Raw genomic sequence first — 23,503 nt, forward strand, 5'->3', positions numbered from 1 at the left:
GCGCTCAGTCGCGCTCGTAGAAGTCGCTGCGGCCGCCGGGCTGGCGCTTGAAGCGGCGGTGGATCCACAGATACTGCGCCGGCGCTTCGCGCACCATCGCCTGGATGGCGGCGTTGACCCGCGCGGTGTCGGCGACCATGTCCTCCGACGGGAAGTCCTGCAGCGGCGGCGCGATGCGCAGCACGTAGTCGGCGCCTTCGCGGCGATGGAAGTACGGCACCACCGCGCAGCCGGTCAGCCGCGCCAGCTGGTGGGTGGCGGTGATGGTGGCCGCGGGCATGCCGAAGAACGGCACGAACACCGTGTCCTTGCCGCGCATGTCCTGGTCCGGCGCGTACCACAGGAAACCGCCGCGCTTGAGATGGCGCACGCTGCCGCGCAGGTCCTCGTTGGCGAACATCGCGGTGGCGTAGCGCAGACGGCCGCGCTTGACCGCCCATTCGAACACAGGATTGCGGTGGCGCCGGTACATGCCGGCCAGTGGCACGTACTGGCACAGCAGCCGGCCGCAGATCTCCAGGGTCATGAAGTGGCCCGACACCAGCAGCACGCCGCGGCCCTGCGCCTGCAAGGCCTGCAGGTGTTCCAGGCCCTCGATGCGGGTGCGCCGGCGGATCGCGCCGATGCCGCCCCACCAGGCGCGGGCGAACTCGAACACGCCCACGCCCAGCGCATCGAAGCTGTCGCGCAGCAGGCGGTCCCGCCAGGCCTCGCTCTGCTCCGGGAAGCACAGTGTCAGGTTCACCTCGGCGGCATGGCGGCGGGTGCCGGCCAGGCGCAGCGCCAGCCAGCCGATGCCGCGACCCAGGGCGCGCTGCAACAGCCAGGGCAGGCGCGCGGCGATCACCGCCAGGCCGAGCAGCAGCCAGGTGGGCCAGTGGCGGGGCGAGCGTGGCGGCGGTGCGGCCTGGGTGGCGGACGCGGGCGGAGTGGGGGCGGCAGACATGCGCCAAGTTTAGCCGGGCGCGCGCATCACCGCGTCGGCGTGCGCTGCGGCGCGCATGGCGATCGTCTGCCGCCGCCTGCGCGCAACCGGCTATGCTGTCCGGATGCGCAACGATTTCATCGAGCGGCTGCTGCGCGGCCTGTACTCGGCCGTGCTCTATCTGCTGCTGCCGGTTACCGTCTATCACCTGGTCTGGCGCGGTTTCCGCGTGCGCCAGTACTTCCAGCGCTGGGACGAGCGCTATGCCTCGTATTCGCAGGCGCGCGGGCGGCCGCGGGTGTGGCTGCATGCGGTCTCGGTGGGCGAGGTCAACGTCGCCGCGCCGGTGGTCAATGCGCTGCGCGCGCAGCGCCCGGACATCCGCTGGGTGATCACCACCATCACCCCGACCGGTTCGGAGCGGGTGCGCGCGCTGTGGGGAGACGCGCTCGATCATGTGTATCTGCCCTACGACGTGCCCGGCAGCGTCGGCCGGTTCCTGCAGCACTTCCGCCCCAGCCTGGCGCTGATCCTGGAAACCGAGCTGTGGCCGAACATGCTGTTCGGCTGCCGCGACCGCGGCATTCCCGTGTACGTGCTCAATGCGCGGCTGTCGGCGCGCTCGTTGCGCGGCTACCGGCTGCTGCGGCCGTTGATCGGGCGCGCGCTGCGCACCGTCACCTGCGTGGCGGCGCAGTCGCAGGAGGATGCCGAGCGCTTCGTCGCGCTGGGCGCGCGTGCCGAGCAGGTGCGCGCGTTGGGCAACCTGAAGTTCGACATCGCCGCGCCTGCGCACTTGCCGGAGGTCGTCGCCGCGTTCCGCGAGCGCGTGCCGGCGACGCGTCCGGTGTGGATCGCCGCCAGTACCCACGACGGCGAGGAAGCGGCGGTGATCGAGATGCACCGGCAGCTGCGCCGGCAGTGGCCGGACCTGCTGCTGCTGTGGGCGCCGCGGCATCCGGAGCGCTTCGCCAAGGTCGAGGCGCTGGCGCGCGACCAGGGCTGGCGCGTGGTCACGCGCCGCCAGCAGCAGTGGCCGGGCACCGAGGATGCGGTGTTCGTGATCGATACGCTGGGCGAGCTGATGGGGTTCTATGCGTGTGCCCAGGTGGCCTTCGTCGGCGGCAGCCTGCAGCCGATCGGCGGGCACAACCTGCTGGAGCCGGCGGCGGTCGGCACGCCGTCGGTGACCGGCCCGCACCTGCATAATTTTTCCGAGATTTCGCGGCGCATGCGCGAAGCCGGCGCGGTGGCCATCTGCGAGGATGCCGGCGCCGTGTGCGCGGCGCTGCAGACCCTGCTGGGCGATGCCGAGGCGCGCACGCGCATGGCCGAGGCCGGCTGCGCGCTGGTCGCCAACGGGCGCGGCGCGCTGCAGCGGACCCTGCAGTTGATCGCGCCGCACCTGCCGCCGCTGGCGGGCGATGCGGGCGTGGAGGACTGACGCGTCGTAGAGGCGCGCGGGCATAGCCGTCGCAGCGGATATCGCCATGACGGGCTGTTCATGGGAAGTCCCGTCGCGGCTGAAGCCGCTCCTGCGGCTCCTGCGCATGACATGCGTCGTGACTCGAGATGCCCTGCAAGTCGCGACGCATGGCAATCGCCATCCCTCTCCTCCCATCGCGCAGCGCGTCGGGACTGAAGTCCCTCCCACAGGAGGCTGCCGCAATTCGCCCCACGCCTCCATAAACAAAAACGGCGGACCCGAAGGCCCGCCGTTTCGGCGGCAAGCGCGTGTGCGTGCGCTTACTGCGTGCTGTTGGCGGAGTTGAGCTTGGATTCGGCGCTCTGGGTCAGCAGCGCGTTGATCGACTGCACCTCGGCTACGTCCAGCGAGCCGAGCGCCTGGCTCAGCAGCAGACGGTTCTGCAGGAAGTTGTAGCGCGCCTGCGCGTAGGCCAGCTGCGCCTGGTACAGGGTGCGCTGGTTCTGCACCACGTCCAGCACGGTGCGGGTGCCCACTTCCAGGCCGACCTGCGAGGCATCGAACGCGGCCTGCGCCGAGACCACCGCCAGGCGCCGCGCCTCGATCTCGCTGATCCCGGCCACCACCGTCTGGTAGGCGTTGCGGGTGTTGCGGTCGAGCGCGCGCTTCTGCAGTTCGTAGGTGTCCTGGGCGATGTCGCGCTGCGCCAGCGCCTGGCGCACGCCGGACTGGGTGGCGCCGCCGGCGAAGATCGGGATGTTCAAGGTCAGGCCGATGGTGTTGCTGTCGGCGCGCGGGGTGCTGCCGCTGCCGGAGACGCTGTTGCCCCAGTTCGCATCGCGGCCGGCGCTGGCCGACAGGCTCAGCGTCGGCAGGTGCCCGGCGCGTGCCGCCGAGACGCTGGCCTCGGCCGCCTGCACCTGGTACTGGTAGGACCGCAGCGACGGGTTCTTGTCCAGCGCCGAGGCGATCAGGCTGTCGATGTCGCCGCCGGTGGCCGGCAGCTGCGGACGGAAATCCTCCGGCAGTCCGCGCAGGTCGCGCACCGGCTGGCCGGTGATCTGGGTCAGCGCCTGGTACAGGTCCTGCAGCGAGTTGCGCGCATTGATCGTGTCGGCGCGGGCCTGGTCGTACTCGGCGCGGGCTTCGTGCACGTCGGTGATCGGCGCCAGGCCCACTTCCAGGCGCTTGTCGGCGTAGTCGAACTGCTTCTTGGCGGCGGCTTCGTTGGTTTCGGCGGCGACCAGCGATTCGATCGCCACCAGCACGTTGAAGTAGGCCGCCGAGGTGCGCACGATCAGGTCGTCGTTGGCGGAATCCAGGGTGTAGTCGGCGGCCAGGCTGCGCGCCTTCTGCGCGCGCAGGTTGGAGAACTGGGCGAAGTTGACCAGGGTCTGCTGGCCCTGCACGGCGTAGCTGCGGCTCTTGCCGGTGCCGGCCAGTTCGCCGCCGCCGCGCTCGACTTCGCTATGGTTGCGCTGCAGCGACGCGCTGCCGTTGATCTGCGGCAGCAGGGCGGCGCGCGCCTGCACTTCGCCTTCCTTGTCGTACAGCCGGGTCGATTCCGCGGAGGCCAACTGCGGGTCGCTGTTGCGGGCCATTTCGTAGACTTGCAGCAGGTCCGTGGCGTTGGCGGCCAACGGAAACAGCGCGGCGGCCAGCGCCAGGACGAGGGATCGGCGGATCATTGCGGCTTCCTTGATGGATCAGAATGTGAACTGGGGGACTGGCGCTGCGCCTCGCAGGTAGTACGCCAGGTCGGTTTCGAACAGCGATTCCGTGCGCGGCGCGCCCGCTTCGGCATGCACCAGCACCGCTTCCATGACCGGCGCGCGGCCGCGGATCGCGAACAGGCGGCCGCCGGGGCGCAGCCAGGCCAGGAACTGGGCCGGGATCTCGGTGACCGCGGCGGTGACGCAGACCACGTCGAAGCGGCGCTCGCTGTTCCAGGCGAAGGCGTCGGCGGTCTCGATGCGGACGTTGCTGCCCAGGCCGGCGGCGTCCAGGTTGGCGCGCGCAGCGGCGGCCAGGGCCGGCTCGATCTCCAGGCTGACCACTTCGCGGCCGAGCTCGCCCAGGCAGGCGCTGACGAAGCCGCTGCCGGTGCCGATCTCCAGCACGTCCTCGCCCGGCTGCAGGTCCAGGGCCTGCAGCATGCGGCCTTCGATGACCGGCTTCATCATGAACTGGCCGTGGCCCAGCGGAATCTCCAGGTCGGCGTAGGCCACGGCGCGGTGGGCCGGCGGCACGAAGGTCTCGCGCGGCAGCCGCGACAGCACGTCGAGCACGCGCAGGTCCAGCACGTCCCAGGGACGGACCTGCTGTTCCACCATCTTTTCGCGGGCTTGGGAGTAGTCGATCGTCATTTCGGGCATCCAACGCGGAGGGCCGGGCATTTTAGCCGGCACGGAGGCCGGGCGTATGCCGCAGCATCGCCGCCGGACGGTCCGGCGCGCAGTGCCGGAAGTCATCGGCCGTCGCGGACAGCCCCACGGCCGGGCTAGCGCGCCGCATAGGCACGCAGGAAGAAGTCGATGCTGGCCTCGACATGGGTGCGGATCCGCTCCTGGCTGGCGTCGCGGCACAGCCCGCACATCATCAGCGAGTACAGCTCGCCCTTGACCAGGCAGAAGAACTGCGAGGCGGCCAGGTCGAGGTCGGCGATGTCCAGCGCGCCGGCGGCGACGTGGGCCTGCAGCAGCTGCGCCAGGTGCTGCTGGGTGCGCTTGGGACCGGCATTCCAGAACATCTCGCGGACGTGGTCGTCGCCGGTGCCCGGGGTCAGCATCATGCGGTGGGTGGCCATCGCCGCCTCGCTGCTGATCATGGCGAAGAAGGCCTGGCCGATGTCCAGCAACTGGGTGCGCAGCGGTCCTTTCAGGGCGTGCCCGAACAGGTCGTCGGGCAGTAGCGCCTGGCATTGCGCGCGCACCGCCTCGGCGAACAGGGTTTCCTTGTCGCCGTAGTGGCTGTAGACGGTGAGCTTGGAGACGCCGGCGCGGGCGGCGATGCCGTCCATGCTGACCCCGCCGAAGCCCAGTTCGGTGAACATTTCCCGTGCCGCTTCCAGGATCGCGGCGCGTTTGCCCATGTCCTTGGGGCGACCGGGCCCGGCGGGACGCGAGGAGGATTTGGCGGAGGCGGCGGACGATTTGCTGACCATGGGTGGCAATACTAGACCAGTCGGTTCGATATTTATACTAGACCCGCTGGTTCATTATTGTGACGCTGCGTTCGGCGGGCGCGGGCGGCAGGGCCGCGGCATCCAATGCTTTGCTTATGCGCGGCTTACATTTGCCTAACATCGGGCTCATGGTCGCCTAATCGACTGCCACGACGATGCCGCCATGGCCATCGTCCCCCTCTCCGCTGCTTCCGGTTTCCGCTTCGCCGATCCTGTGCTGGTCGATGCCCTGCATCCCGATCGCGCGCAGGTGGAAGCCTTCATCGCCCGGGTCTACCGCGAGCGCTACGGCGCGGTCCTGCGCGGCTTTCTTCCGCACCTGCTCGCCTACCACGGCGCCGACGGTCGCCTGCAGGCCGCGCTGGGGCTGCGCTGCGCCAGCGAGGGTCCGCTGTTCGTCGAGCAGTACCTGGCGCAGCCGGCCGAGCTGGCGATCGCCGAGCTGATGCCGCGGCGAGTGGTGCGCACGGAGTTGGTGGAGGTGGGCAATTTCGCCGCCGAGCACGCCGGCGACGCGCGGGCGATGATCCGCGCACTGACCTGCACCCTGCATGGCGCAGGCCTGCGCTGGGTGCTGTTCGTGGCGACCCGGCAACTGCGCAACGCCTTCGATCGCCTGCACCTGGCCACTGTGGAGCTGGGCGAGGCGCGCGGCCAGGACCTGCGCGACGATCCCAGCGACTGGGGCGACTACTACGCGGCGCAGCCGCGGCTGATGTTCGGCGACATCGCCGCCGGGCACGCCTTCCTGCAGCGCGAGGCGGAACCCCGCCACGGCGTGCTGCCCACGTTCCGCGCCTGCCTGGCGGGGGCGCCGTGAGCACGCCCGGCGTCGCCGACCTGCTGGCCGGCTTGCGCGGCGACGACGCGCGCGTGCTTTACGCCGATGGGGCGCTGCGCGAGCGCGATCTGCTCGAGCGCGCCCAGCGCCTGGCCGATGCGCTGCAGGGGCATGGGGTGTATTGCGTCGCCAGCCGCCTGGACAACGGCCCCGAGTGGCTGCTGCTGGATCTGGCGATCCGCCTGAACGGCGGCGTGCACGTGCCGCTGCCGACCTTCTTCAGCCCGGCGCAGTTGCAGTACGCCCTGGCCAGCAGCGGCGCGCAGGGGCTGATCGCGGCGCCGGGTCCGGCCCTGGCCGACCTCGATGGTGAGGCCTTGCGCCTGCCGGAGCCGGGACTGGCGGGCCGGCGCCTGACGCAGGCGCCGGTGGCGCTGCCCGCGGACACCGGCTGCATCACCTACACCTCCGGCACCACCGGCCAGCCGAAGGGCGTGTGCCTGAGCGCCGACGCGTTGCTGCAGGTCGCCGGCTCGCTGGCCGACGCCGCCTCGGCGCTGGCGCCGCGCCGGCACCTGTGCCTGATGCCGCTGTCGACGCTGCTGGAGAACGTCGGCGGCCTGTACGCGCCGCTGCTGTCCGGCGCGCAGATCGCGCTGCCGTCGCTGGCCGAGATCGGCTATAGCGGCGCTGCCGGCCTGGACATTCCGACCCTGATCGCCTGCCTGCATCGCTACCAGCCGCACAGCGTGATCCTGGTGCCGCAGTTGCTGCTGGGGCTGGTCATGGCCGCCGAGCGCGGCGTGCCGCTGCCCGCCTCGTTGCGCTACCTGGCGGTCGGTGGTGGCCGCGTCGGCCCGGGGCTGCTGCGCCGTGCGGCGGCGCTGCAACTGCCAGTGTTCGAAGGCTACGGCCTGACCGAGTGCGCCTCGGTGGTGGCCTTGAACCGGCCCGAGGCGCAGCGCCTGGGCAGCGTCGGACGGCCACTGCCGCATGCGCGGGTGCAGGTGGTCGATGGCGAACTGCAGGTCGAGGGCGTGCGCTGCCTGGGCTACCTGGGCGCGCCCGGCCCGGCGCCGGGGCCGATCGCCACCGGCGACCTGGGCCATGTCGATGCCGACGGCTTCGTGCACATCACCGGCCGCCGCAAGCATGTGTTCATCACCGCGTTCGGCCGCAACGTTTCGCCGGAGTGGGTGGAAAGCGAACTGCTGCAGCATCCGCTGATCGCCCAGGCGGTGGTGTGCGGCGAGGCGCGTGCGCACAACCTGGCGGTGCTGTGGCCGCGCCGCGCTGGCGAAGACGACGCCGCGCTGCACGGCGCGCTGGCCGAGGTCAACGCCGGCCTGCCCGATTACGCCCGCGTCGCCGGCTTCGTGCGCGCCGCCGCGCCGTTCAGCGCCGCCGACGGCCTGCTCACCGGCAACGGCCGCCCGCGCCGCGACGCCATCCTGCAGCGCTACGCCGACGCCGTGGCGCAGCGCTATGCCGAACTCGAACCCGATCCCGCCCCAGGAGCTTTCCAATGAGTTTCCATGCCCGGCTGCTCGCCGAGACCCAGGCCGAACGCGCCGACCTGATCGCCATCCCGATCATCCAGACTGCCCTGGCCGGGCAGATCGCCGGCGCCGACTACGTCGCCTTCCTCGGCCAGGCCTATCACCACGTGCGCCATACCGTGCCCCTGCTGATGGCCTGCGGCGCGCGCCTGCCGGCACGGCTGGAGTGGCTGCGCAGCGCGGTGGCCGAGTACATCGAGGAAGAGTTGGGTCACCAGGAGTGGATCCTCGACGACCTGGCCGCCTGCGGCGCCGACCGCGCCGCCGCCGCCGCCTCGATGCCATCGGCGGCGACCGAACTGATGGTGGCCTACGCCTACGACACCATCGCCCGCGGCAATCCGGTCGGCTTCTTCGGCATGGTGCTGGTGCTGGAAGGCACCAGCGTGGCGCTGGCCACGCGTGCGGCCGAAAGCATCGAGACCTCGCTGGGCCTGCCGCGCAACGCCTTCAGCTACCTGCGCTCGCACGGCGACCTGGACATCGAGCATGCCGGCTTCTTCGAAGGCCTGATGGACCGGCTCGACGATGCCGACGACCAGCGCGCCGTGGTGCATGCGGCCAAGCGCTTCTACGGCCTGTACGGCGACATTTTCCGCAGCCTGCGCGCACAGCCGGCGCTGCCCATGGCGGAGGCCGCATGATGGATCTCAACGGACGCAGTGTGATTCTCACCGGCGCCAGCGGCGGCATCGGCGCCGCCCTGTGCGACGAACTGGTGGCCGCCGGTGCCTGCGTGCTGGCGGTCGGCCGCGACCCGGTGCGCCTGGCGCAGGTCGCCGGCCGGCATCCGCAGGGGCGGGTGCTGCCGCTGCCGCTGGACCTGTCCACGCCGGCCGGGCGCGCGCAGTTGCTCGCCGCCGCCGGGGCCTTGCCGATCCGTCCCTCGCTGCTGCTGATCGCGCATGCGCAGAGCGGCTTCGGCCTGTTCGCCGAGCAGTCCGAGCAGGATCTGCGGCAATTGCTCGACACCAACCTGATGGCGCCGATGTTGCTGGTGCGCGCGCTGCTGCCGTTGCTGCAGGCGCAGCCGCAGGCCACGGTGGTGGCGGTCGGCTCCACCTTCGGCAGCCTGGGCTTTCCCGGCTTTGCCGGCTACAGCGCCAGCAAGTTCGGCCTGCGCGGGCTGTTCGAGGCGCTGGCGCGCGAGTACGCCGACAGCCATGTGCGGTTCCAGTACCTGGCGCCGCGCGCCACCCGCACCGCGTTCAACACCGCGCAGGTGGATGCGATGAACCAGGAGCTGAAGGTCGGCGCGGATACGCCCGAGCGGGTGGCGCGCGCGCTGCGCCAGGCGATCGAACGCGGCGATCGGCGCCTGCAGATCGGTTGGCCGGAAAAACTCTTCGCCCGCCTCAACGGCGCCTTGCCGGGGCTGGTGGACCGCAGCTTGAAAGCGCAGTTGCCCGTGGTGCGCCGGCATGCCACACGTGTTCCTTCCCGACTTGGAGATGCCCGATGAAGCTGCGTCCGTGTGCGTTGTTGCTGTTGCTTGCGCTGTCGCCGCTGGGGGCGGCCGTCGCCGCCGCGCCGCTGACGCCGGCAGTGGTCGCGGTGCGCGACCAGTGGGCCCAGGTCGCCTACCAGACGCCGAAGCCGCAGCGCCTGGAGGCCTATGCCAGCCTGGCCGCGCAGGCGGCCGCCGCCCGCCAGGCGGCGCCGCGCGATCCGGCGGCACTGATCTGGGAGGGCATTGTGCTGTCCAGCGAAGCCGGCGAGCGCGGCGGCCTCGGTGCGCTGGGCCTGGTCAAGCGCGCCCGCAGCGATTTCGAGCAGGCGCTGGCGCTGGACCCGGCCGCCCTGAACGGCGCCGGCTGCACCAGCCTGGGCGCGCTGTACTACCAGGTGCCGGGCTGGCCGGTGGGCTTCGGCGACGACGCCAAGGCGCGCGCGCTGCTGCGGCAGGGCCTGCAGTACGACCCGGACGGCATCGACGCCAACTACTTCTATGGCGATTTCCTGCGCGCGCAGAAGGACTGGAGCGGCGCCGCGGCGGCGCTGCGCAAGGCCCTGGCGGCGCCGCCGCGGCCCGGCCGCGAGGTGGCCGACCACGGCCGCCGCCAGCAGATCCAGGCGGCGCTGCACGAGGTCGAAACGCATCTTGCCAGCCGCTGAGCGGCCGCCCACACTGCGGTCATGCGCATCCTGCTGGTGGAAGACGATCTGTCGCTGGGAGAGGGCATCCGCACCGCCCTGCGCCGCGCCGCCTATTCGGTGGACTGGGTGCAGGACGGTGCCGCCGCGCTGGCCGCGATCGGCGATGGCGAGATCGACCTGGTGCTGCTGGACCTGGGGCTGCCGCGGATGGACGGGCTGGAGGTGATCCGGCGCACCCGCCAGCTCGGTGCCGACGTGCCGATCCTGGTGCTCAGCGCGCGCGAGCGGCCGGCCGACCGTGCGCTGGGCCTGGACGTGGGCGCCGACGATTACCTGGGCAAGCCCTTCGACACCACCGAACTGCTGGCGCGCACGCGTGCGCTGCTGCGGCGCAGCGCCGGCCGCGCCACGCCGCAGTTGGAGATCGGCGCGCTGCACCTGGACCCGGAGCGCCTGGCGGTGCGCTGGCGCGGCCGTGCCCTGGACCTGACCCGGCGCGAGTTCGCCCTGCTGTGGCTGCTGGCCGAGCGCCACGGCCGCGCCATCGCCCGCGATTCGATCCAGCAGCGGCTGTACGGCTGGGACGAGGATGTGGCCAGCAACGCGGTGGACGTGCACGTGCACCAGTTGCGGCGCAAGCTCGATCCGGCGCTGATCCGCACCGTGCGCGGGGTCGGCTACGCGCTCGACACCCAGGCCGCGACGGCGGCGCCATGAGTTCGATGCGGCGACGCTTGCTGGGCGGCCTGCTCGGCGTGGTGGTGCCGGTGTTCGCGCTGACCGCGCTGCTGAGCTACCGCGCCGGCCTGCAGGAGGCCGGCGAGATGTTCGATGCCAAGCTGGTGCAGTCATCGCGCGTGTTGCTGAGCCTGGTCGACGAGCCGCTGGACGATCTGTCGCGGCTGGGTCCGGCCGGCGACGCCATCGTGATCCGCGGCTGGCATGGTCAGGCGCAGGGCGTGGGCGAGGCGCTGGCGTTTCGCACCGGGCACGCCTACGAAAGCAAACTCGCGTTCCAGGTGCGCGACCGCAATGGCCATCTGCTGCTGCGCTCGGACAGCGGGCCGACCCGGCAGCTGGCGCCGCTGCGCGCCGGCTTCGCCGACGTCACCCTGGATGGCGACCGCTGGCGCACCTTCAGCCTGCGCTCGCCGGGCGGGCGCTGGTTCCAGACCGGCGAACAGGCCGATATCCGCGAGGAACTGGCCGAGGACATCGCGCTGGGCACGGCCCTGCCGTTGCTGCTGGCCCTGCCGGTGCTGGTGGTGCTGGTGTGGCTGGTGGTGAGCTGGGCCAGCGGTGCCCTGAGTCGGGTCTCGCAGGCGATCGGCGAGCGTGACCCGCAGCGGCTGGAACCGCTGCCGCTGCAGGGCGTGCCGCGCGAGATCCTCGGCCTGGTCGCCGCGGTCAACGGACTGATGCAGCGCCTGCAGACCGCGCTGGAGCGCGAACGCCGCTTCATCGCCGATGCCGCGCACGAACTGCGCACTCCCATCGCCGCGCTGAAGGTGCACGCCGACAACCTGCGCCAGGCCCGCGACGCCGACGAGCGCAGCGAATCGCAGCGGCACCTGGACGCCAGCGTGCGCCGGGTGGAGCGGCTGGTCGCACAGTTGCTGACCCTGAGCCGGGTCGAGCCGGGCGCTGCCGCCGCGGCGCTGTCGCCGCTGGCGCTGGACGCGCTGGTGGCGTTGCAGGTGGAGGAGGCGCGCGACCAGGCCGCGCGCCGCGGCCAGCACCTGCACCTGCGCCGCAACGACCCGGCACGGCTGCCGGCCAACGAGGCGGCGCTGTCGGCGCTGGTGCGCAACCTGATCGACAACGCGCTGCGCTATGCGCCGCCGCAGGGCCAGGTCGAGGTGGCGCTGTGCGCCGGCCTTGACGGCGTCTGCTTCAGCGTCGAGGATTCCGGCCCCGGCATCCCGGCCGAGGCGCGCGAGCGGGTGTTCGCGCGCTTCCACCGCGAGCTGGGCAGTGGCGTGGAAGGCAGCGGCCTGGGCCTGGCTATCGTGCGCGAGGTGGTGACCGCGCACGGCGGCGAGGTGACCCTGGACGCCTCGCCGACCCTGGGCGGCCTGCGCGTCTGCGTGACCCTGCCGCTGCCCCCGTGAGCCAGGCCTGGGCGTCAGGAACACCCTGACATCGGCGCCGAACAGGCGGTGATAGATTAGCCATCTGCCCACAGGGGGTACCCGCGCGCCGTTGCAGGTGTGATTCGGAAAGGGATGGAACAGGGGGATCGGCGTCACGATAGTCGCGACGGCGCGCACGCGCTGTGTCGCCGCCTGGGCGTGGTGATATGCCTGCTGCTGGCGCTGTGCTGCGCCAGTGCCGCCGCGCGCGCCGAACCGGCCGCGCCGCTGACCGAGCGCGCCGTGCTCGACCGTCCGGTGATCGCGCGCTGGACCATGGAAGAGGGGCTGCCGCACAACCTGGTGCACGCGCTGGCCCAGGACCGCGACGGCATGATCTGGGTGGGAACCTGGGAAGGCGTGGCCCGCTTCGACGGCCGCGCCTTCACCGTCTTCGATCGCCAGAACACCCCGGGCATGGAGTTGTCGGGCGTGTTCGCACTGCTCGCCGAAACCGATGGCGGCATGCTGGTCGGCACCGCCTACGACGGCGTGTTCCGCTACGCCGCCGGGCGCTGGGAGCATCTGGGCGATGCGCGCGCGCAGCGCCTGCGGGTCACCGCGATGCTGCGCGATGCCGACGGCGCGCTGTGGGTGGGCAGCGAGGACGGCCTGTTCCGGATCGAGGCCGACGGCCGCCTGGTCGATGTCGGCACCGCCGCGGGGCTGCGCCGGACCCGCATCGCTGCGCTGCTGCGCTACCGCGATGCGGTGCTGGTGGGCACCTCGCAGGGGCTGTTCCGCCTGACCGCGCACGACACGCAGGCGCAACGCTGGGGCACGGCGGCGATGCGCACCGCCTCGATCCGGCGGCTGACCCCCGACCGTCACGGCGGCCTGCTGGTGGCCAGCGACGAGGGCGTGTTCTGGCTCGGCGGCAACGGCGAGCTGCAATGGCTGCGGCGCGGCCAGCGCGTCGATGCCGCGCTGCAGGACCAGGACGGCCAGCTATGGATGAGCCTGTCCAGCGGGCAACTGTTGCGGCGCACCGCCAACGGCGCCAGCGACGAAGTCCTGTCGATCTCCGGCGTGGTCAGCCCCGCGTTGATCGAGGACCACGAGGGCCTGGTGTGGGCCGGCAGCACCGACGGGCTGTTCCGTGTCGCCAAGGGCGACGCCGGCGGCCTGACCCGCCAGGACGGGCTCGGCAGCGACTACGTACGCGTGGTCGAGCAGAACGCCGATGGCACGATCTGGATCGGCCATGCCGCCGGCGTGGACCGCTGGGAGGGCGGCCGCATCCGCGCGGTACGGCTGAGCGAGCGGCCGGGCCGCGATCCATCGGTGCTGGCGCTGGCCGCTGCCCGCGACGGCGGCATGTGGGTGGGTACCTACGACCAGGGCGTGCTGCTGCTGTCGGCCGACGGCACGATCCGGCAACGCCTGGGCGTGGCCGCGGGCGTGCCGCGGACCATGGTGCGCGCGCTGCTGGCCGATGCCGACGGCGGCCTGTGGATCGGCGGCAACGAGGGGCTGCTGTACCGCAAGGGCGATCGCACGCGGGCCTACGGCAGCGCCGACGGCCTGCCCGGGCGACAGGTGCAGGCGCTGTACCGCGACCGCGCCGGCGTGCTGTGGATCGGCACCAATCAGGGCGTCGCCACGCTCGCGGGCAACGGCACGCTGCAGGCGCGGCCAAGCGGGCAGGGCTTCCCGGCGCAGAACGCCTTCGACTTCCTCGAAGATGCCGACGGCACCCTGTGGGTCGCCAGCGACCGTGGCCTGCTGCGGCTGCGCGGCGGGCAGTGGCGCATCTACGACCATAGCGTCGGTCTGCCGCGCGACAAGCTGTTCCGGCTGCTCGACGACGGCAACGGCAACCTGTGGGCGAACAGCAACCGCGGCGTGCTGCGCATCGCGCGTGCGCGGCTGGCGGAGCTGGACGCTGGCCAGCGCAGCACCCTGGCGGTGGACGTGGTCGACCGCAGCGACGGCATGCCCGGCGGGCAGGGCAACGGCAGCAGCGCACCGGCCGGCTGGCGCAGCCGCGACGGTGTGCTGCTGATCCCGACCTCGGCCGGGCTGGCGCTGATCGATCCGGCCCTGCCGAGCCGGCGCAACGTGCGTGCGCCGCCGCTGGTGATCTCGCATGTGCAGGTGGACGGCGTGGCGCAGCCGCTGCGTGGCGAGTACCGCCTGCACGGCGGTGTCGCCCGGCTCGCGGTCGGCTATGCCGGGCTGAGCTTCCGCTCGCCGGACAAGGTGCGCTACCGCTACCGCCTGCAGGGATTCGACCGGCAGTGGGTCGATGCCGGCAGCAACGAGGAAGCCGTCTACACCAACCTGCCGTCGGGCAGCTATCGCCTGGACGTGCAGGCGATGACCAGTCCGCTGGACTGGTCGCGCAGCGAACGCATCGGCAGCGCCTCGCTGCAACTGCAGCTGGTGCCGCCGTTCTGGGAGCGCTGGCCGTTCGTGGTGCTGGCGGCGCTGTGCGCGACCGGTCTGATCCTGTGGTGGTACCGCGGCCGCAGCCGTCGCTACCGGCGCCGCCAGCGCCGGCTCAACACCATCATCGCCGAGCGCACCCACGAGCTGAAGGCCAAGAACCTGGCGTTGAAGCTGGCCAATCTCGAACGCGAGGACCTGGTGCGCAAGCTCGCCTACCAGGCCGGGCACGATGCGCTGACCGGCCTGCCCAACCGGCGCACCGGCGATCCCTATCTCAACACGGCGCTGGAGCGGGCGCTGAGCGCGCGCACGCCGTTGTGCGTGGCGCTGCTGGACATCGACCACTTCAAGAAGATCAACGACGCCTACGGCCACGAGATCGGCGACGAGGTGCTGCGCCGGGTCGGCGAGGCGCTGCGCGACAGCCTCGGCGAGCAGGCGTTCGCCGCGCGCCATGGCGGCGAGGAATTCCTGCTGGTGCTGCCCGGCCTGGACCAGGAGGCGGCGCGCGCGCGCCTGGACGCGCTGCGCCTGCGCGTGGCCGACCTGGTGCTGTACGCCGACGACGGCCGCGCGGTGCGCTTCACCGCCAGCATCGGCTTCGCCTGCCTGTCGCCGGCCCTGCGCACCCGCCGCGACCTGCTGGTGAAGGCCGACAAGCACCTGTACCAGGCCAAGCGCGAAGGCCGCGATCGGGTGGTCGGCTAGGCCGCTGCCGCAACCCGGACGCAGCGCGTCGGTGGCGCGGCGACGAACGTTGTGTGGGGAGCGCGCGCAGGCGCCAGGCAGGCGCCGCGAAGCGCGTGGGGCGTGGCAGTGGGGCGTTGCGCACCGCCGCATCGCTGCGGCGGGCGGGAGACGGCCGGCGCGGGTGCGCCGCCGCGGATCAGGCCTGCAGGCGCTGCAGCACCGCCTGCGTGGCGGCGTCGGTGGAGATGCCCTGGCCGGGCGCGGCGAGATCGGCGGTGAACGCCTGCGCGTCGAGCGCGGCATCCACCGCCTGCTCGATCGCCGCCGCCTCGGCTTCCAGGCCCAGCGAGTGGCGCAGCAGCAGCGCCGCGCTGAGGATGGTCGCGTAGGGGTTGGCGATGCCCTTGCCGGCGATGTCCGGCGCCGACCCGTGGATCGGCTCGTACAGGCCGATGCGGCCGTCGCCCAGCGAGGCCGACGGCAGCAGGCCCAGCGAGCCGGCCAGCATCGAGGCTTCGTCGGTGAGGATGTCGCCGAACATGTTCTCGGTGACGATCACGTCGTACTCGCGCGGCTTGGCCAGCAGGTGCATGGCCATCGAATCGACCAACTGGTGTTCCAGGCGCACGTCCGGGAATTCCTCGCGGCCGATGCGTGCGGCGACGTCGCGCCACAGCCGCGAGGTTTCCAGCACGTTGGCCTTGTCCACCGAGACCACGTGGTTGCGGCGCTGCCGGGCCAGGCGGAACGCGCTGCGCAACACCCGTTCGATTTCCGCGACGGTGTAGCGGCACAGGTCGCTGGCGTCGCTGGAGCTGCGGGTCTTGTCGCCGAAGTAGATGCCGCCGGTCAGTTCGCGCACCACCACGATGTCCACGCCCTGCAGCAGGTGCGGCTTGATCGGCGAGGCGTCCAGCGCCGCCTTGTGCGGCTTGACCGGGCGCAGGTTGGCGAACAGGCCCAGGCCGCGGCGGATCGCCAGCAGGCCCTGTTCGGGGCGCACCTTGGCGTTGGGGTCGGACCACTTCGGCCCGCCGACCGCGCCCAGCAGCACCGCGTCGGCGCCCTGGCAGGCGGTCAGCGTCGCCGCCGGCAGCGGCTCGCCGTGGCGGTCGATGGCGATGCCGCCGATGTCGTGTTCGTGGAACTGGAAGTCGTGGCCGTGGCGTGCGGCGACGGCGCGCAGCACCGCGACCGCGGCGGCGGCGACTTCCGGACCGATGCCGTCGCCGGGCAGGACGACGATGTCAGCGTGCATGGGTGGCCTCGTAGCGTTCGATGTCGGGTTGGCGCAGCAACAGGTAACCCATCTCGTCCACGCCCTCGAGCAGGCAGGTCTGCGAGAACGCATCGAGCGGGAAGGCGTAGACGCGGCCGTCGGGCGTGCGCAGCTCGCGCGCGGCCACGTCCACGGTCAGCTCGTCGTCCGGGCGCTGCATCAGCGTCTGCACGTCGTCCTCGGCCAGCACGATCGGCAGCAGGCCGTTCTTGAGGCTGTTGTTGCGGAAGATGTCGGCGATCTCGCTGCTGACGATGGCGCGCAGGCCCAGGTCGGTCAGCGCCCACGGCGCATGCTCGCGCGAGGAGCCGCAGCCGAAGTTGCGCCCGGCCAGCAGGATCTGGCGGCCGGCGTTGTGCGCCTGGTTGAAGGCGAACTCCGGGTTCGGCGTGCCGTCGGCCTGCCAGCGCCAGTCGTTGAAGGCGTGGCGGCCGAGGCCGGCGCGCTCGGTGGTGGACAGGAACCGCGCCGGGATGATCTGGTCGGTGTCGATGTTGGTCTGGCGCAGCACCACGCTGCGCGAGGTGAGGGTGGCGAAGCCGGCCATCACGGGGTCTCCTGGGAAGCGACGGAGTCGGGGGCGGGCGCCGCGGTGTCGGCCACCGGCGGCAGCGCCGCGGGCGGCACGTGTGGCGGCAGCAGCGGCTGGTGGCGGTGCGCGAAGGCGCGGGTGGTGGTGGCGACGAAGGTCAGCGTGGCCGCGAACGCGGCGATGTGCGGCGCCATCACGCGACCTCCGCGAACAGCGCGCGCGGATCGCTGACCTGGCCGTTCACCGCGGCCCAGGCCGCGGTCAGCGGCGAGGCCAGCAGGGTGCGCGACCCCGGGCCCTGGCGGCCCTCGAAATTGCGGTTGCTGGTGCTCACCGCCAGTTGCCCCGGCGCCACCAGATCGCCGTTCATGGCGATGCACATCGAGCAGCCGGATTCGCGCCATTCCGCACCGGCCGCGCGTACCACCTCGTGGATGCCCTCGGCCTCGGCCTGGCGCTTGACGATTTCCGAGCCCGGCACCACCAGCATGCGCACGTGCGGCGCCACCTTGCGGCCGCGCAGCACCTGCGCCACTTCGCGCATGTCGCTGAGCCGGCCGTTGGTGCAGGAGCCGACGAACACCACGTCCACCGGCGTGCCGATCAGCGCGTGCCCGGCTTCCAGGTGCATATAGTGCAGGCCCTTCTGCGCCGCCGGATCCTGCGCAGCCGGGATCGGCACGTCCACCGCGATCGCGGTGCCGGGGTGGGTGCCCCAGGTCAGGGTCGGGCGGATGTCGCGCGCGTCGATGCGCACCTCGGCGTCGAAGCGCGCGCCGGGGTCGCTGCGCAGCTGCGACCAGCGCTGCACGGCGGCGTCGAAGTCGGCGCCCTTGGGGCCGCGCGGGGTGTTGCCGACCCAGTCGAAGGTGACCTGGTCCGGCGCGACCATGCCGGCGCGCGCGCCGGCCTCGATCGACATGTTGCACAGGGTCATGCGCTGCTCCATGTCCATCGCTTCGATGGTGGAGCCGCGGTATTCCAGCACGTGGCCGGTGCCGCCGTTGACCCCGATCACGCCGATGATGTGCAGGATCACGTCCTTGGCGCCCACGCCCGGCGCCAGCGGCCCGTTGACGGTGATCGCCATGGTCCTGGCCTTGCGCTGCAGCAGGCACTGGGTGGCCAGCACGTGGCCGACTTCGCTGGTGCCGATGCCGAACGCCAGCGCGCCGAACGCGCCATGCGTGGAGGTGTGGCTGTCGCCGCAGACGATGGTCATGCCGGGCTGGGTGAAGCCCTGTTCCGGCGCGATCACGTGGACGATGCCGCGGTTGTCCGAGCCCATGTCGAACAGTTCGATACCGTAGTCGGCGCAGTTGCGCGCGAGCATGTCCACCTGCGCCTCGGAGGCCGGGGTGTAGTACGGCAGCTTGCCGTCGGCGCCGCGCGGCAGGGTCGGCGTGGAATGGTCCATCGTCGCCTTGGTGCGGTCGGGCCGGCGCGGCGCCAGACCGCGCGTCTTGAGTTCGGTGAAGGCCTGCGGCGAGGTCACTTCGTGGATCAGGTGCAGGTCGATGTACAGCACCGCCGGGGCGGCGGCGCTTTCGGGGACGACGACGTGCGCGTCCCACAGCTTGTCGTACAGGGTGCGGGGAGTGGCGGACATTGCGGAACTACCTGGCAGGAAAGCTGGGCGGGGAAGGGGAACGAAGGCGAGCGTGCACGAGGACGATGACCGCGCTGTGGCCGCTCAGGCCAGCGCGTCGGCCGCGGCCGGCGCGCCCTGGCGCTGGCGCAGCACGCGGTTGGCCACGTCCAGCCAGGCCAGCGCGCTGGCCTCGATGATGTCGCGGCTGGTGCCGGTGCCGTCGTACTCGACCTCGCCGTGGCGCACGCTGAGATTGGCCTCGCCGCGCGCGTCGGCGCCGATGCCGACGCTGTGCACCTGGTAGCTGTCCAGCACCAGTTGCACGCCGGTGGCGGCCGACAGTGCGGCGAACAGGGCGTCCACCGGGCCGTCGCCCTCGGCGCGCTCGCTGACCCGCTGGCCGTCCGGATCGGACAGCTCGACCTGCGCGCTGGCGCGCTGGCCGCGGTCGCTGACGGTCATCGACGACAGGCGGTAGCCTTGGCTCTCCGGCGCGTCCTGCATCATCGCCTGCAGGTCGGCGTCGTTGACCACGCGCTGCTGTTCGCACAGCGCCTTGAACGCGTCGAAGGCGATGTTCAGTTCGGCCTCGTCCAGCACGTAGCCGAGCGCACGCAGGCGCTGCTCGACCGCGGCGCGGCCGCTGTGGCGGCCCAGCACCATCTGCGAGGACTCCCAGCCCACGTCTTCCGGGCGCATGATCTCGTAGGTGCCGCGGTGGCGCAGCATGCCGTGCTGGTGGATGCCAGACTCGTGGGCGAAGGCGTTGCCGCCGACGATCGCCTTGTTGCGCTGTACCGGCATGCCGACCAGGCGCTGCAGCAACTGCGAGGTGGCGACGATGCGCGGGGTGTGGATCGCGGTGTCCAGTTCGTAGAACGCGTTGCGCACCTTCAGCGCCATCGCGATCTCTTCCAGCGCGCAGTTGCCGGCGCGCTCGCCGATGCCGTTGATGGCGCATTCCACCTGCCGCGCGCCGCCTTCCACCGCGGCCAGCGAGTTGGCCACGGCCAGGCCCAGGTCGTTGTGGCAGTGCGCGCTGAACACCACGCGGTCGGCGCCGGGGACGCTGGCGATGATCCGCGCGAACATGCCGCGGATCTCTTCCGGGGTGGTGAAGCCGACCGTGTCGGGCAGGTTGATGGTGGTGGCGCCGGCGGCGATCGCCACGCTGGCGACCTCGGCCAGGAAATCCTCCTCGGTGCGGGTGGCGTCCTCGGCCGAGAACTCCACGTCGTCCACGTACTGGCGCGCCAGCGCGACGTGCTTGCGCACCGACTCCAGCACCTGCTCGCGGGTCATGCGCAGCTTGTGCTCGCGGTGCAGCGGGCTGGTCGACAGGAACACGTGCAGGCGCGGATTGGCCGCCGCTTCCAGCGCCCGCGCCGAGGTCTCGATGTCGGCGGCCAGGCAGCGCGACAGCACCGCCAGGGTCGGGCCGCGCACTTCGCGGCCGATCAGCGCCATCGCCTCGCGGTCGGACTGCGAGCTGGCCGGGAAGCCGGTCTCGATGATGTCCACGCCCAGCTCGGCCAGGGCGCGCGCCATCACCAGCTTCTGCGGCGGGGTCATGCTGCAGCCGGGGGATTGCTCGCCGTCGCGCAGGGTGGTGTCGAAAATGCGGATGCGGGGGGTCTGGGAAGAAACGGAAGTGTTCACCAGATGGGTTCCTCTACGGCGGCGTTGGCTTGCGGATGGGGATGCGGGGACGCGGCGATGCGGGCAGGAGCGGGCGGGGCGGGACGTTGGCTACGAAGTCGCTCGGCGCTGCGGCGGCGCGGCTTGCGCGGCGGGCGCGGGCGCACCTCCGACAGCAGCGTCGCCAGCACGCCGGCGTCGATGTTGCCACCGGACACCACCGCGCACTTGCGCTTGCCGGCGACGCGGCGCCCGGCCGCCAGGGCCAGCGCGCCGGCGCCCTCGGCGATGACGTGCTCCTCCAGCGCCAGGCGGACCAGCGTTTCGCGCAGTTCCGCCTCGCGCACGATCACCACGTCGTCGAGCAGGCTGGCGCACAGCCGGCGGGTGATGAACCCGGGGATTTTAACCTTGACGCCGTCGGCCAGGGTGGGCACCGGATCCACGGCGCGAACGTCGCCGCGGATCGCCCGCGCCATCGAGTCCACGCCTTCGACCTGGGCGCCGACCACGCGCACGCCCTGCGAGCGCAGCGCCAGGGCCACGCCGGAGGCCAGGCCGCCGCCGCCGATCGGCACGATCACCACGTCCGGTGCGTGCGCGGCCAGCTCGATGCCGACCGTGCCCTGGCCGGCGATCACGTCCGGGTCGTCGAAGGCGGACAGGAAGCGGTAGCCGTTCTGCTCGGCCAGTTCGCGGGCGAAGGCGAAGGCCTCGTCGTAGCTGTTGCCGTGCTGGCGCACGGTGGCGCCCCAGTGCGCGACGCCGGCGATCTTGGTCTGCGGTGCGCCATGCGGCATCACCGTGATCGCCTGCACGCCCAGGCGGTGCGCGGCCCAGGCCACGCCTTGCGCGTGGTTGCCGGCGGAGGCGCAGATCACCGCGCGCTCGTCGCCGCGTTCCAGCCCGGCCAGCAGCGCATTGAGCGCGCCGCGGACCTTGTAGGAACCGGTGCGCTGCAGGTTTTCCAGTTTCAGCCAGACGCCGAAGCGCTCGGCGTAATGCACCGGCGTCGGCGGCAGATAGCGGCGCAGCCGCGCCTGCGCGGCCAATACGTCGGCCACGCTGACGGCGACGTGGCCTACGTCCGGCTCCTGCGGGGCGGGGATGTTAGACATGCGGTCGGGACCCGGGGCCCGGGACCCGTGACCCGGGAACAGCGGGTTCCCAGAGAAGCGACCTCCATGGAAGAAGACACCTCCGCGCAACCCTCGCTTTCGCGCGTTTCGCGCTGCGCCTGACACCCGCGGCGACCGCCACGGGTCCCGGGTCCCGGGTCCCGAGTCCCGACCTCTTCATACCACCCCATCCAGCGCGGTCACGCGCACCGATTCGCAGTCGTAGACCTTCTCCATCTGCAGGCGCAGGGTCTCGCCGGGGCGGTTGCCGTCCACCACCAGTTGCAGGTGCCAGCGGCCGGCGTCCTCGGCCACCGGCGCGCCGCTGATCGAGATCGGCGCGAAGCCGCGGCGTTCGGCCATGCCGATCGCGCGCAGCAGGGCGCCGTCGATCGGTTTCAGCACCAGGTCAAGCTGGTAACGCATGTGTCGTCTCCTGGCGCTGGGCAGCGGGATTGCTTTCCAGCATGGTGCTGTTGGCGGTATTCGGCGGCACCAGCGGCCACACGTTGGCGCGGGCGTCGATGGCCACGTGCAGCAGCGCCGGGCCCGGCTGCGCCAGCAGCTCGGCCAGCGCGTCGTCGACCTGACCGCGCGCGGTGATGCGCTTGGCCGGGATGCCGAAGACCTGCGCCAGCGCGGCGAAATCCGGGTTGTCGGACAGGTCGATCTCGCTGTAGCGCTCGGCGAAGAACAGCTCCTGCCACTGCCGCACCATGCCCAGCGAGCTGTTGTCCAGCAGCACGATCTTCACCGGCAGCTTGCAGCGGGCGATGGTGACCAGCTCCTGCACGTTCATCATGAAGCTGCCGTCGCCGCTGACCAGCACCACGGTGCGGTCGGGGCAGGCGAACTGCGCGCCCATCGCCGCCGGCAGGCCGAAGCCCATGGTGCCCAGCGCGCCGCTGGTCAGGTGATTGCGCGGGTGGTTGAAGCGGCAGTGCTGGGCGACCCACATCTGGTGCTGGCCGACGTCGCAGGCGATCACGGTGTCGGCCGGGGCCAGTTCGCTCAGCCGCTTCAGCAGGCCGGGCGCATAGATGTCCTGCCCGGGCGCGTCGTAGCGCGCGCCGAACTTCTCGCGATGGCCGACGCAGCGCGCGTGCCAGGCCTCGCAGGTGCTGGTCGCCGCGGACAGCGCACGCAGCGCCTGCGCCACGTCGCCGGGCACGGCGATGTCGGCCTGGCGCAGCTTGGAGATCTCGCAGGCGTCGGCGTCCAGGTGGATGACCCGTGCGAACGGCGCGAACTCGGCCAGCTTGCCGGTGGCACGGTCGTCGAAGCGCGCGCCGACCACGATCAGCAGATCCGACTCCTGCACCGCCATGTTGGCGGCGCGGGTGCCGTGCATGCCGAGCATGCCCAGGTAATGCGGGTGCGCATGCGGCAGCGCGCCCAGGCCGCGCAGGGTCAGCACGGTGGGGATGCGGGTGGCGTCGACGAACGCGCGGAACGCGTCCACCGCATCGCCCAGGGCGATGCCGCCGCCGCCGTAGATCACCGGCTTCTCGGCACCGGCGATCGCCGCCAGCGCCTCTGCCAGCACCGCGTCCTGCGGCGCCGGCGGGGTCGGCACCGCCGCCGGCAGGTGCGCCGGCAGATGCGAGGCATCGGCCAGCTGCACGTCCTTGGGCAGGTCGATCAGCACCGGCCCCGGCCGCCCTTCGCGGGCGATGCGGAACGCGTCGCGCAGCACCTGCGGCAGGTCGTCCACGTGCCGCACCAGGAAGCTGTGCTTGACGATCGGCAGGGTCAGCCCGAACACGTCCAGTTCCTGGAACGCGTCGGTGCCCAGCAGCGGCGTGGCGACCTGCCCGGTCAGGCAGATCATCGGCACCGAGTCGAGCATCGCATCGGCGATGCCGGTGACCAGGTTGGATGCGCCCGGGCCGGACGTGGCGACGCACACGCCGACCCGTCCGCTGGCGCGGGCGTAGCCGTTGGCGGCCAGCGCCGCGCCCTGTTCGTGGCGGACCAGGATGTGCTTGAGCTGGCTGTCTACCAGCGCGTCGTAGAACGGCATGATGGTGCCGCCCGGATAGCCGAACAGCGTGTCCACGCCTTCGGCTTCCAGGGCCTGCGTCAGCCAGCGCGCGCCGTTGCGGGGCGTGCCGTGAGCGGAGGAGTTCATACGGTGGCGACCTTTCGGTGGAAGCGGGT

The 23,503-nt window shown here is 71.9% G+C and carries 21 protein-coding genes; 9 read left to right on the forward strand and 12 right to left on the reverse strand.

All coding sequences use genetic code 11. From position 1 onward, the window contains the following. Positions 1-4: 4 nt before the first annotated feature. Positions 5-946: an LpxL/LpxP family Kdo(2)-lipid IV(A) lauroyl/palmitoleoyl acyltransferase gene (locus tag CEK65_RS05065; protein ID WP_152180978.1), complete on the reverse strand. Its 942-nt coding sequence runs from the start codon at positions 944-946 to the stop codon at positions 5-7. 103 nt (positions 947-1,049) lie between these two features. Between CEK65_RS05065 and waaA the strand changes: the two genes are divergently transcribed. After that, the gene (gene waaA, locus CEK65_RS05070; protein ID WP_152180979.1) at positions 1,050-2,369 is read left to right on the forward strand and encodes a lipid IV(A) 3-deoxy-D-manno-octulosonic acid transferase; all 1,320 of its coding nucleotides are present in this window, start codon (positions 1,050-1,052) and stop codon (positions 2,367-2,369) included. 302 nt (positions 2,370-2,671) lie between these two features. On the opposite strand, the gene CEK65_RS05075 is transcribed toward waaA, so the two are convergent. The 3 genes from CEK65_RS05075 to CEK65_RS05085 all read right to left on the reverse strand — a co-directional run bounded on the left by CEK65_RS05075 (position 2,672) and on the right by CEK65_RS05085 (position 5,514). Further along, positions 2,672-4,039: a TolC family outer membrane protein gene (locus CEK65_RS05075; protein WP_017911135.1), complete on the reverse strand. Its 1,368-nt coding sequence runs from the start codon at positions 4,037-4,039 to the stop codon at positions 2,672-2,674. 18 nt (positions 4,040-4,057) lie between these two features. After that, positions 4,058-4,717 carry a protein-L-isoaspartate O-methyltransferase gene (locus CEK65_RS05080; protein ID WP_010344493.1) on the reverse strand — a complete coding sequence of 220 codons (660 nt, stop codon included), beginning with the start codon at positions 4,715-4,717 and terminating at the stop codon, positions 4,058-4,060. Between the two features lie 134 nt (positions 4,718-4,851). Next, positions 4,852-5,514 (reverse strand): TetR/AcrR family transcriptional regulator, encoded by a 663-nt coding sequence (locus tag CEK65_RS05085; RefSeq protein ID WP_173003362.1) that lies wholly within the window; start codon positions 5,512-5,514, stop codon positions 4,852-4,854. A gap of 184 nt (positions 5,515-5,698) precedes the next feature. Between CEK65_RS05085 and CEK65_RS05090 the strand changes: the two genes are divergently transcribed. The 8 genes from CEK65_RS05090 to CEK65_RS05125 all read left to right on the forward strand — a co-directional run bounded on the left by CEK65_RS05090 (position 5,699) and on the right by CEK65_RS05125 (position 15,203). After that, positions 5,699-6,355 carry a thermostable hemolysin gene (locus CEK65_RS05090; protein WP_152180981.1) on the forward strand — a complete coding sequence of 219 codons (657 nt, stop codon included), beginning with the start codon at positions 5,699-5,701 and terminating at the stop codon, positions 6,353-6,355. Next, positions 6,352-7,845 carry an AMP-binding protein gene (locus CEK65_RS05095; protein WP_152180982.1) on the forward strand — a complete coding sequence of 498 codons (1,494 nt, stop codon included), beginning with the start codon at positions 6,352-6,354 and terminating at the stop codon, positions 7,843-7,845. The genes CEK65_RS05090 and CEK65_RS05095 overlap by 4 nt, the downstream gene beginning before the upstream one ends. Then, complete coding sequence (locus CEK65_RS05100; protein ID WP_043094824.1) at positions 7,842-8,519, forward strand: iron-containing redox enzyme family protein; 678 nt, start codon at positions 7,842-7,844, stop codon at positions 8,517-8,519. Before CEK65_RS05095 ends, CEK65_RS05100 begins: the two co-directional genes overlap by 4 nt. Continuing rightward, positions 8,519-9,337 (forward strand): SDR family oxidoreductase, encoded by an 819-nt coding sequence (locus CEK65_RS05105; protein ID WP_152181074.1) that lies wholly within the window; start codon positions 8,519-8,521, stop codon positions 9,335-9,337. The genes CEK65_RS05100 and CEK65_RS05105 overlap by 1 nt, the downstream gene beginning before the upstream one ends. Then, a complete protein-coding gene (locus tag CEK65_RS05110) occupies positions 9,334-9,990 on the forward strand; it encodes a tetratricopeptide repeat protein (RefSeq protein ID WP_152180983.1) in 657 nt (218 codons plus the stop codon). Before CEK65_RS05105 ends, CEK65_RS05110 begins: the two co-directional genes overlap by 4 nt. 21 nt (positions 9,991-10,011) lie before the next feature. After that, positions 10,012-10,689, forward strand: a complete 678-nt coding sequence (locus CEK65_RS05115; protein ID WP_010344484.1) for a response regulator transcription factor — start codon at positions 10,012-10,014, stop codon at positions 10,687-10,689. After that, entirely contained in the window at positions 10,686-12,083 is a 1,398-nt protein-coding gene (locus CEK65_RS05120) for an ATP-binding protein (protein ID WP_226980475.1), read from the forward strand. The genes CEK65_RS05115 and CEK65_RS05120 overlap by 4 nt, the downstream gene beginning before the upstream one ends. 114 nt (positions 12,084-12,197) lie before the next feature. Beyond that, positions 12,198-15,203: a ligand-binding sensor domain-containing diguanylate cyclase gene (locus tag CEK65_RS05125; RefSeq protein ID WP_152180984.1), complete on the forward strand. Its 3,006-nt coding sequence runs from the start codon at positions 12,198-12,200 to the stop codon at positions 15,201-15,203. 178 nt (positions 15,204-15,381) lie between these two features. Here CEK65_RS05125 and leuB read toward each other — a convergent pair whose 3' ends face one another. The 8 genes from leuB to ilvG form a co-directional block, all read right to left on the reverse strand. Further along, entirely contained in the window at positions 15,382-16,443 is a 1,062-nt protein-coding gene (leuB, locus tag CEK65_RS05130) for a 3-isopropylmalate dehydrogenase (RefSeq protein ID WP_152180985.1), read from the reverse strand. Then, positions 16,433-17,011, reverse strand: a complete 579-nt coding sequence (gene leuD / locus CEK65_RS05135; RefSeq protein ID WP_017914017.1) for a 3-isopropylmalate dehydratase small subunit — start codon at positions 17,009-17,011, stop codon at positions 16,433-16,435. The genes leuB and leuD overlap by 11 nt, the downstream gene beginning before the upstream one ends. Then, the gene (locus CEK65_RS05140; RefSeq protein ID WP_043094828.1) at positions 17,011-17,190 is read right to left on the reverse strand and encodes a hypothetical protein; all 180 of its coding nucleotides are present in this window, start codon (positions 17,188-17,190) and stop codon (positions 17,011-17,013) included. Before CEK65_RS05140 ends, leuD begins: the two co-directional genes overlap by 1 nt. Continuing rightward, positions 17,190-18,605: a 3-isopropylmalate dehydratase large subunit gene (gene leuC / locus CEK65_RS05145; protein ID WP_152180986.1), complete on the reverse strand. Its 1,416-nt coding sequence runs from the start codon at positions 18,603-18,605 to the stop codon at positions 17,190-17,192. The genes CEK65_RS05140 and leuC overlap by 1 nt, the downstream gene beginning before the upstream one ends. 84 nt (positions 18,606-18,689) lie before the next feature. Then, on the reverse strand, positions 18,690-20,246 hold the full coding sequence (locus CEK65_RS05150; protein WP_026144683.1) for a 2-isopropylmalate synthase: 1,557 nt from the start codon (positions 20,244-20,246) through the stop codon (positions 18,690-18,692). After that, positions 20,243-21,343 (reverse strand): threonine dehydratase, encoded by a 1,101-nt coding sequence (locus CEK65_RS05155; protein WP_043094831.1) that lies wholly within the window; start codon positions 21,341-21,343, stop codon positions 20,243-20,245. Before CEK65_RS05155 ends, CEK65_RS05150 begins: the two co-directional genes overlap by 4 nt. Before the next feature lie 177 nt (positions 21,344-21,520). After that, a complete protein-coding gene (locus CEK65_RS05160; protein ID WP_017910519.1) occupies positions 21,521-21,769 on the reverse strand; it encodes an ACT domain-containing protein in 249 nt (82 codons plus the stop codon). Next, complete coding sequence (gene ilvG / locus CEK65_RS05165; protein ID WP_152180987.1) at positions 21,753-23,474, reverse strand: acetolactate synthase 2 catalytic subunit; 1,722 nt, start codon at positions 23,472-23,474, stop codon at positions 21,753-21,755. The genes CEK65_RS05160 and ilvG overlap by 17 nt, the downstream gene beginning before the upstream one ends. Positions 23,475-23,503 lie beyond the last annotated feature (29 nt).

Source organism: Xanthomonas sp. LMG 12459, from assembly GCF_009192905.1.
Lineage (GTDB): Bacteria > Pseudomonadota > Gammaproteobacteria > Xanthomonadales > Xanthomonadaceae > Xanthomonas_A > Xanthomonas_A sontii.

Bases quoted from the DNA above. Each gene is read 5' to 3' on its own strand.
- leuB (WP_152180985.1), bottom strand. From the start codon at position 16,443: ATGCACGCTGACATCGTCGTCCTGCCCGGCGACGGCATCGGTCCGGAA.
- CEK65_RS05080 (WP_010344493.1), bottom strand. From the start codon at position 4,717: ATGACGATCGACTACTCCCAAGCCCGCGAAAAGATGGTGGAACAGCAG.
- CEK65_RS05065 (WP_152180978.1), bottom strand. From the start codon at position 946: ATGTCTGCCGCCCCCACTCCGCCCGCGTCCGCCACCCAGGCCGCACCG.
- CEK65_RS05125 (WP_152180984.1), top strand. From the start codon at position 12,198: ATGGAACAGGGGGATCGGCGTCACGATAGTCGCGACGGCGCGCACGCG.
- CEK65_RS05120 (WP_226980475.1), top strand. From the start codon at position 10,686: ATGAGTTCGATGCGGCGACGCTTGCTGGGCGGCCTGCTCGGCGTGGTG.
- ilvG (WP_152180987.1), bottom strand. From the start codon at position 23,474: ATGAACTCCTCCGCTCACGGCACGCCCCGCAACGGCGCGCGCTGGCTG.
- waaA (WP_152180979.1), top strand. From the start codon at position 1,050: ATGCGCAACGATTTCATCGAGCGGCTGCTGCGCGGCCTGTACTCGGCC.
- leuC (WP_152180986.1), bottom strand. From the start codon at position 18,605: ATGTCCGCCACTCCCCGCACCCTGTACGACAAGCTGTGGGACGCGCAC.
- CEK65_RS05110 (WP_152180983.1), top strand. From the start codon at position 9,334: ATGAAGCTGCGTCCGTGTGCGTTGTTGCTGTTGCTTGCGCTGTCGCCG.
- CEK65_RS05075 (WP_017911135.1), bottom strand. From the start codon at position 4,039: ATGATCCGCCGATCCCTCGTCCTGGCGCTGGCCGCCGCGCTGTTTCCG.
- CEK65_RS05140 (WP_043094828.1), bottom strand. From the start codon at position 17,190: ATGGCGCCGCACATCGCCGCGTTCGCGGCCACGCTGACCTTCGTCGCC.
- CEK65_RS05160 (WP_017910519.1), bottom strand. From the start codon at position 21,769: ATGCGTTACCAGCTTGACCTGGTGCTGAAACCGATCGACGGCGCCCTG.
- CEK65_RS05100 (WP_043094824.1), top strand. From the start codon at position 7,842: ATGAGTTTCCATGCCCGGCTGCTCGCCGAGACCCAGGCCGAACGCGCC.
- leuD (WP_017914017.1), bottom strand. From the start codon at position 17,011: ATGGCCGGCTTCGCCACCCTCACCTCGCGCAGCGTGGTGCTGCGCCAG.
- CEK65_RS05085 (WP_173003362.1), bottom strand. From the start codon at position 5,514: ATGGTCAGCAAATCGTCCGCCGCCTCCGCCAAATCCTCCTCGCGTCCC.
- CEK65_RS05090 (WP_152180981.1), top strand. From the start codon at position 5,699: ATGGCCATCGTCCCCCTCTCCGCTGCTTCCGGTTTCCGCTTCGCCGAT.
- CEK65_RS05105 (WP_152181074.1), top strand. From the start codon at position 8,519: ATGGATCTCAACGGACGCAGTGTGATTCTCACCGGCGCCAGCGGCGGC.
- CEK65_RS05155 (WP_043094831.1), bottom strand. From the start codon at position 21,343: ATGTCTAACATCCCCGCCCCGCAGGAGCCGGACGTAGGCCACGTCGCC.
- CEK65_RS05115 (WP_010344484.1), top strand. From the start codon at position 10,012: ATGCGCATCCTGCTGGTGGAAGACGATCTGTCGCTGGGAGAGGGCATC.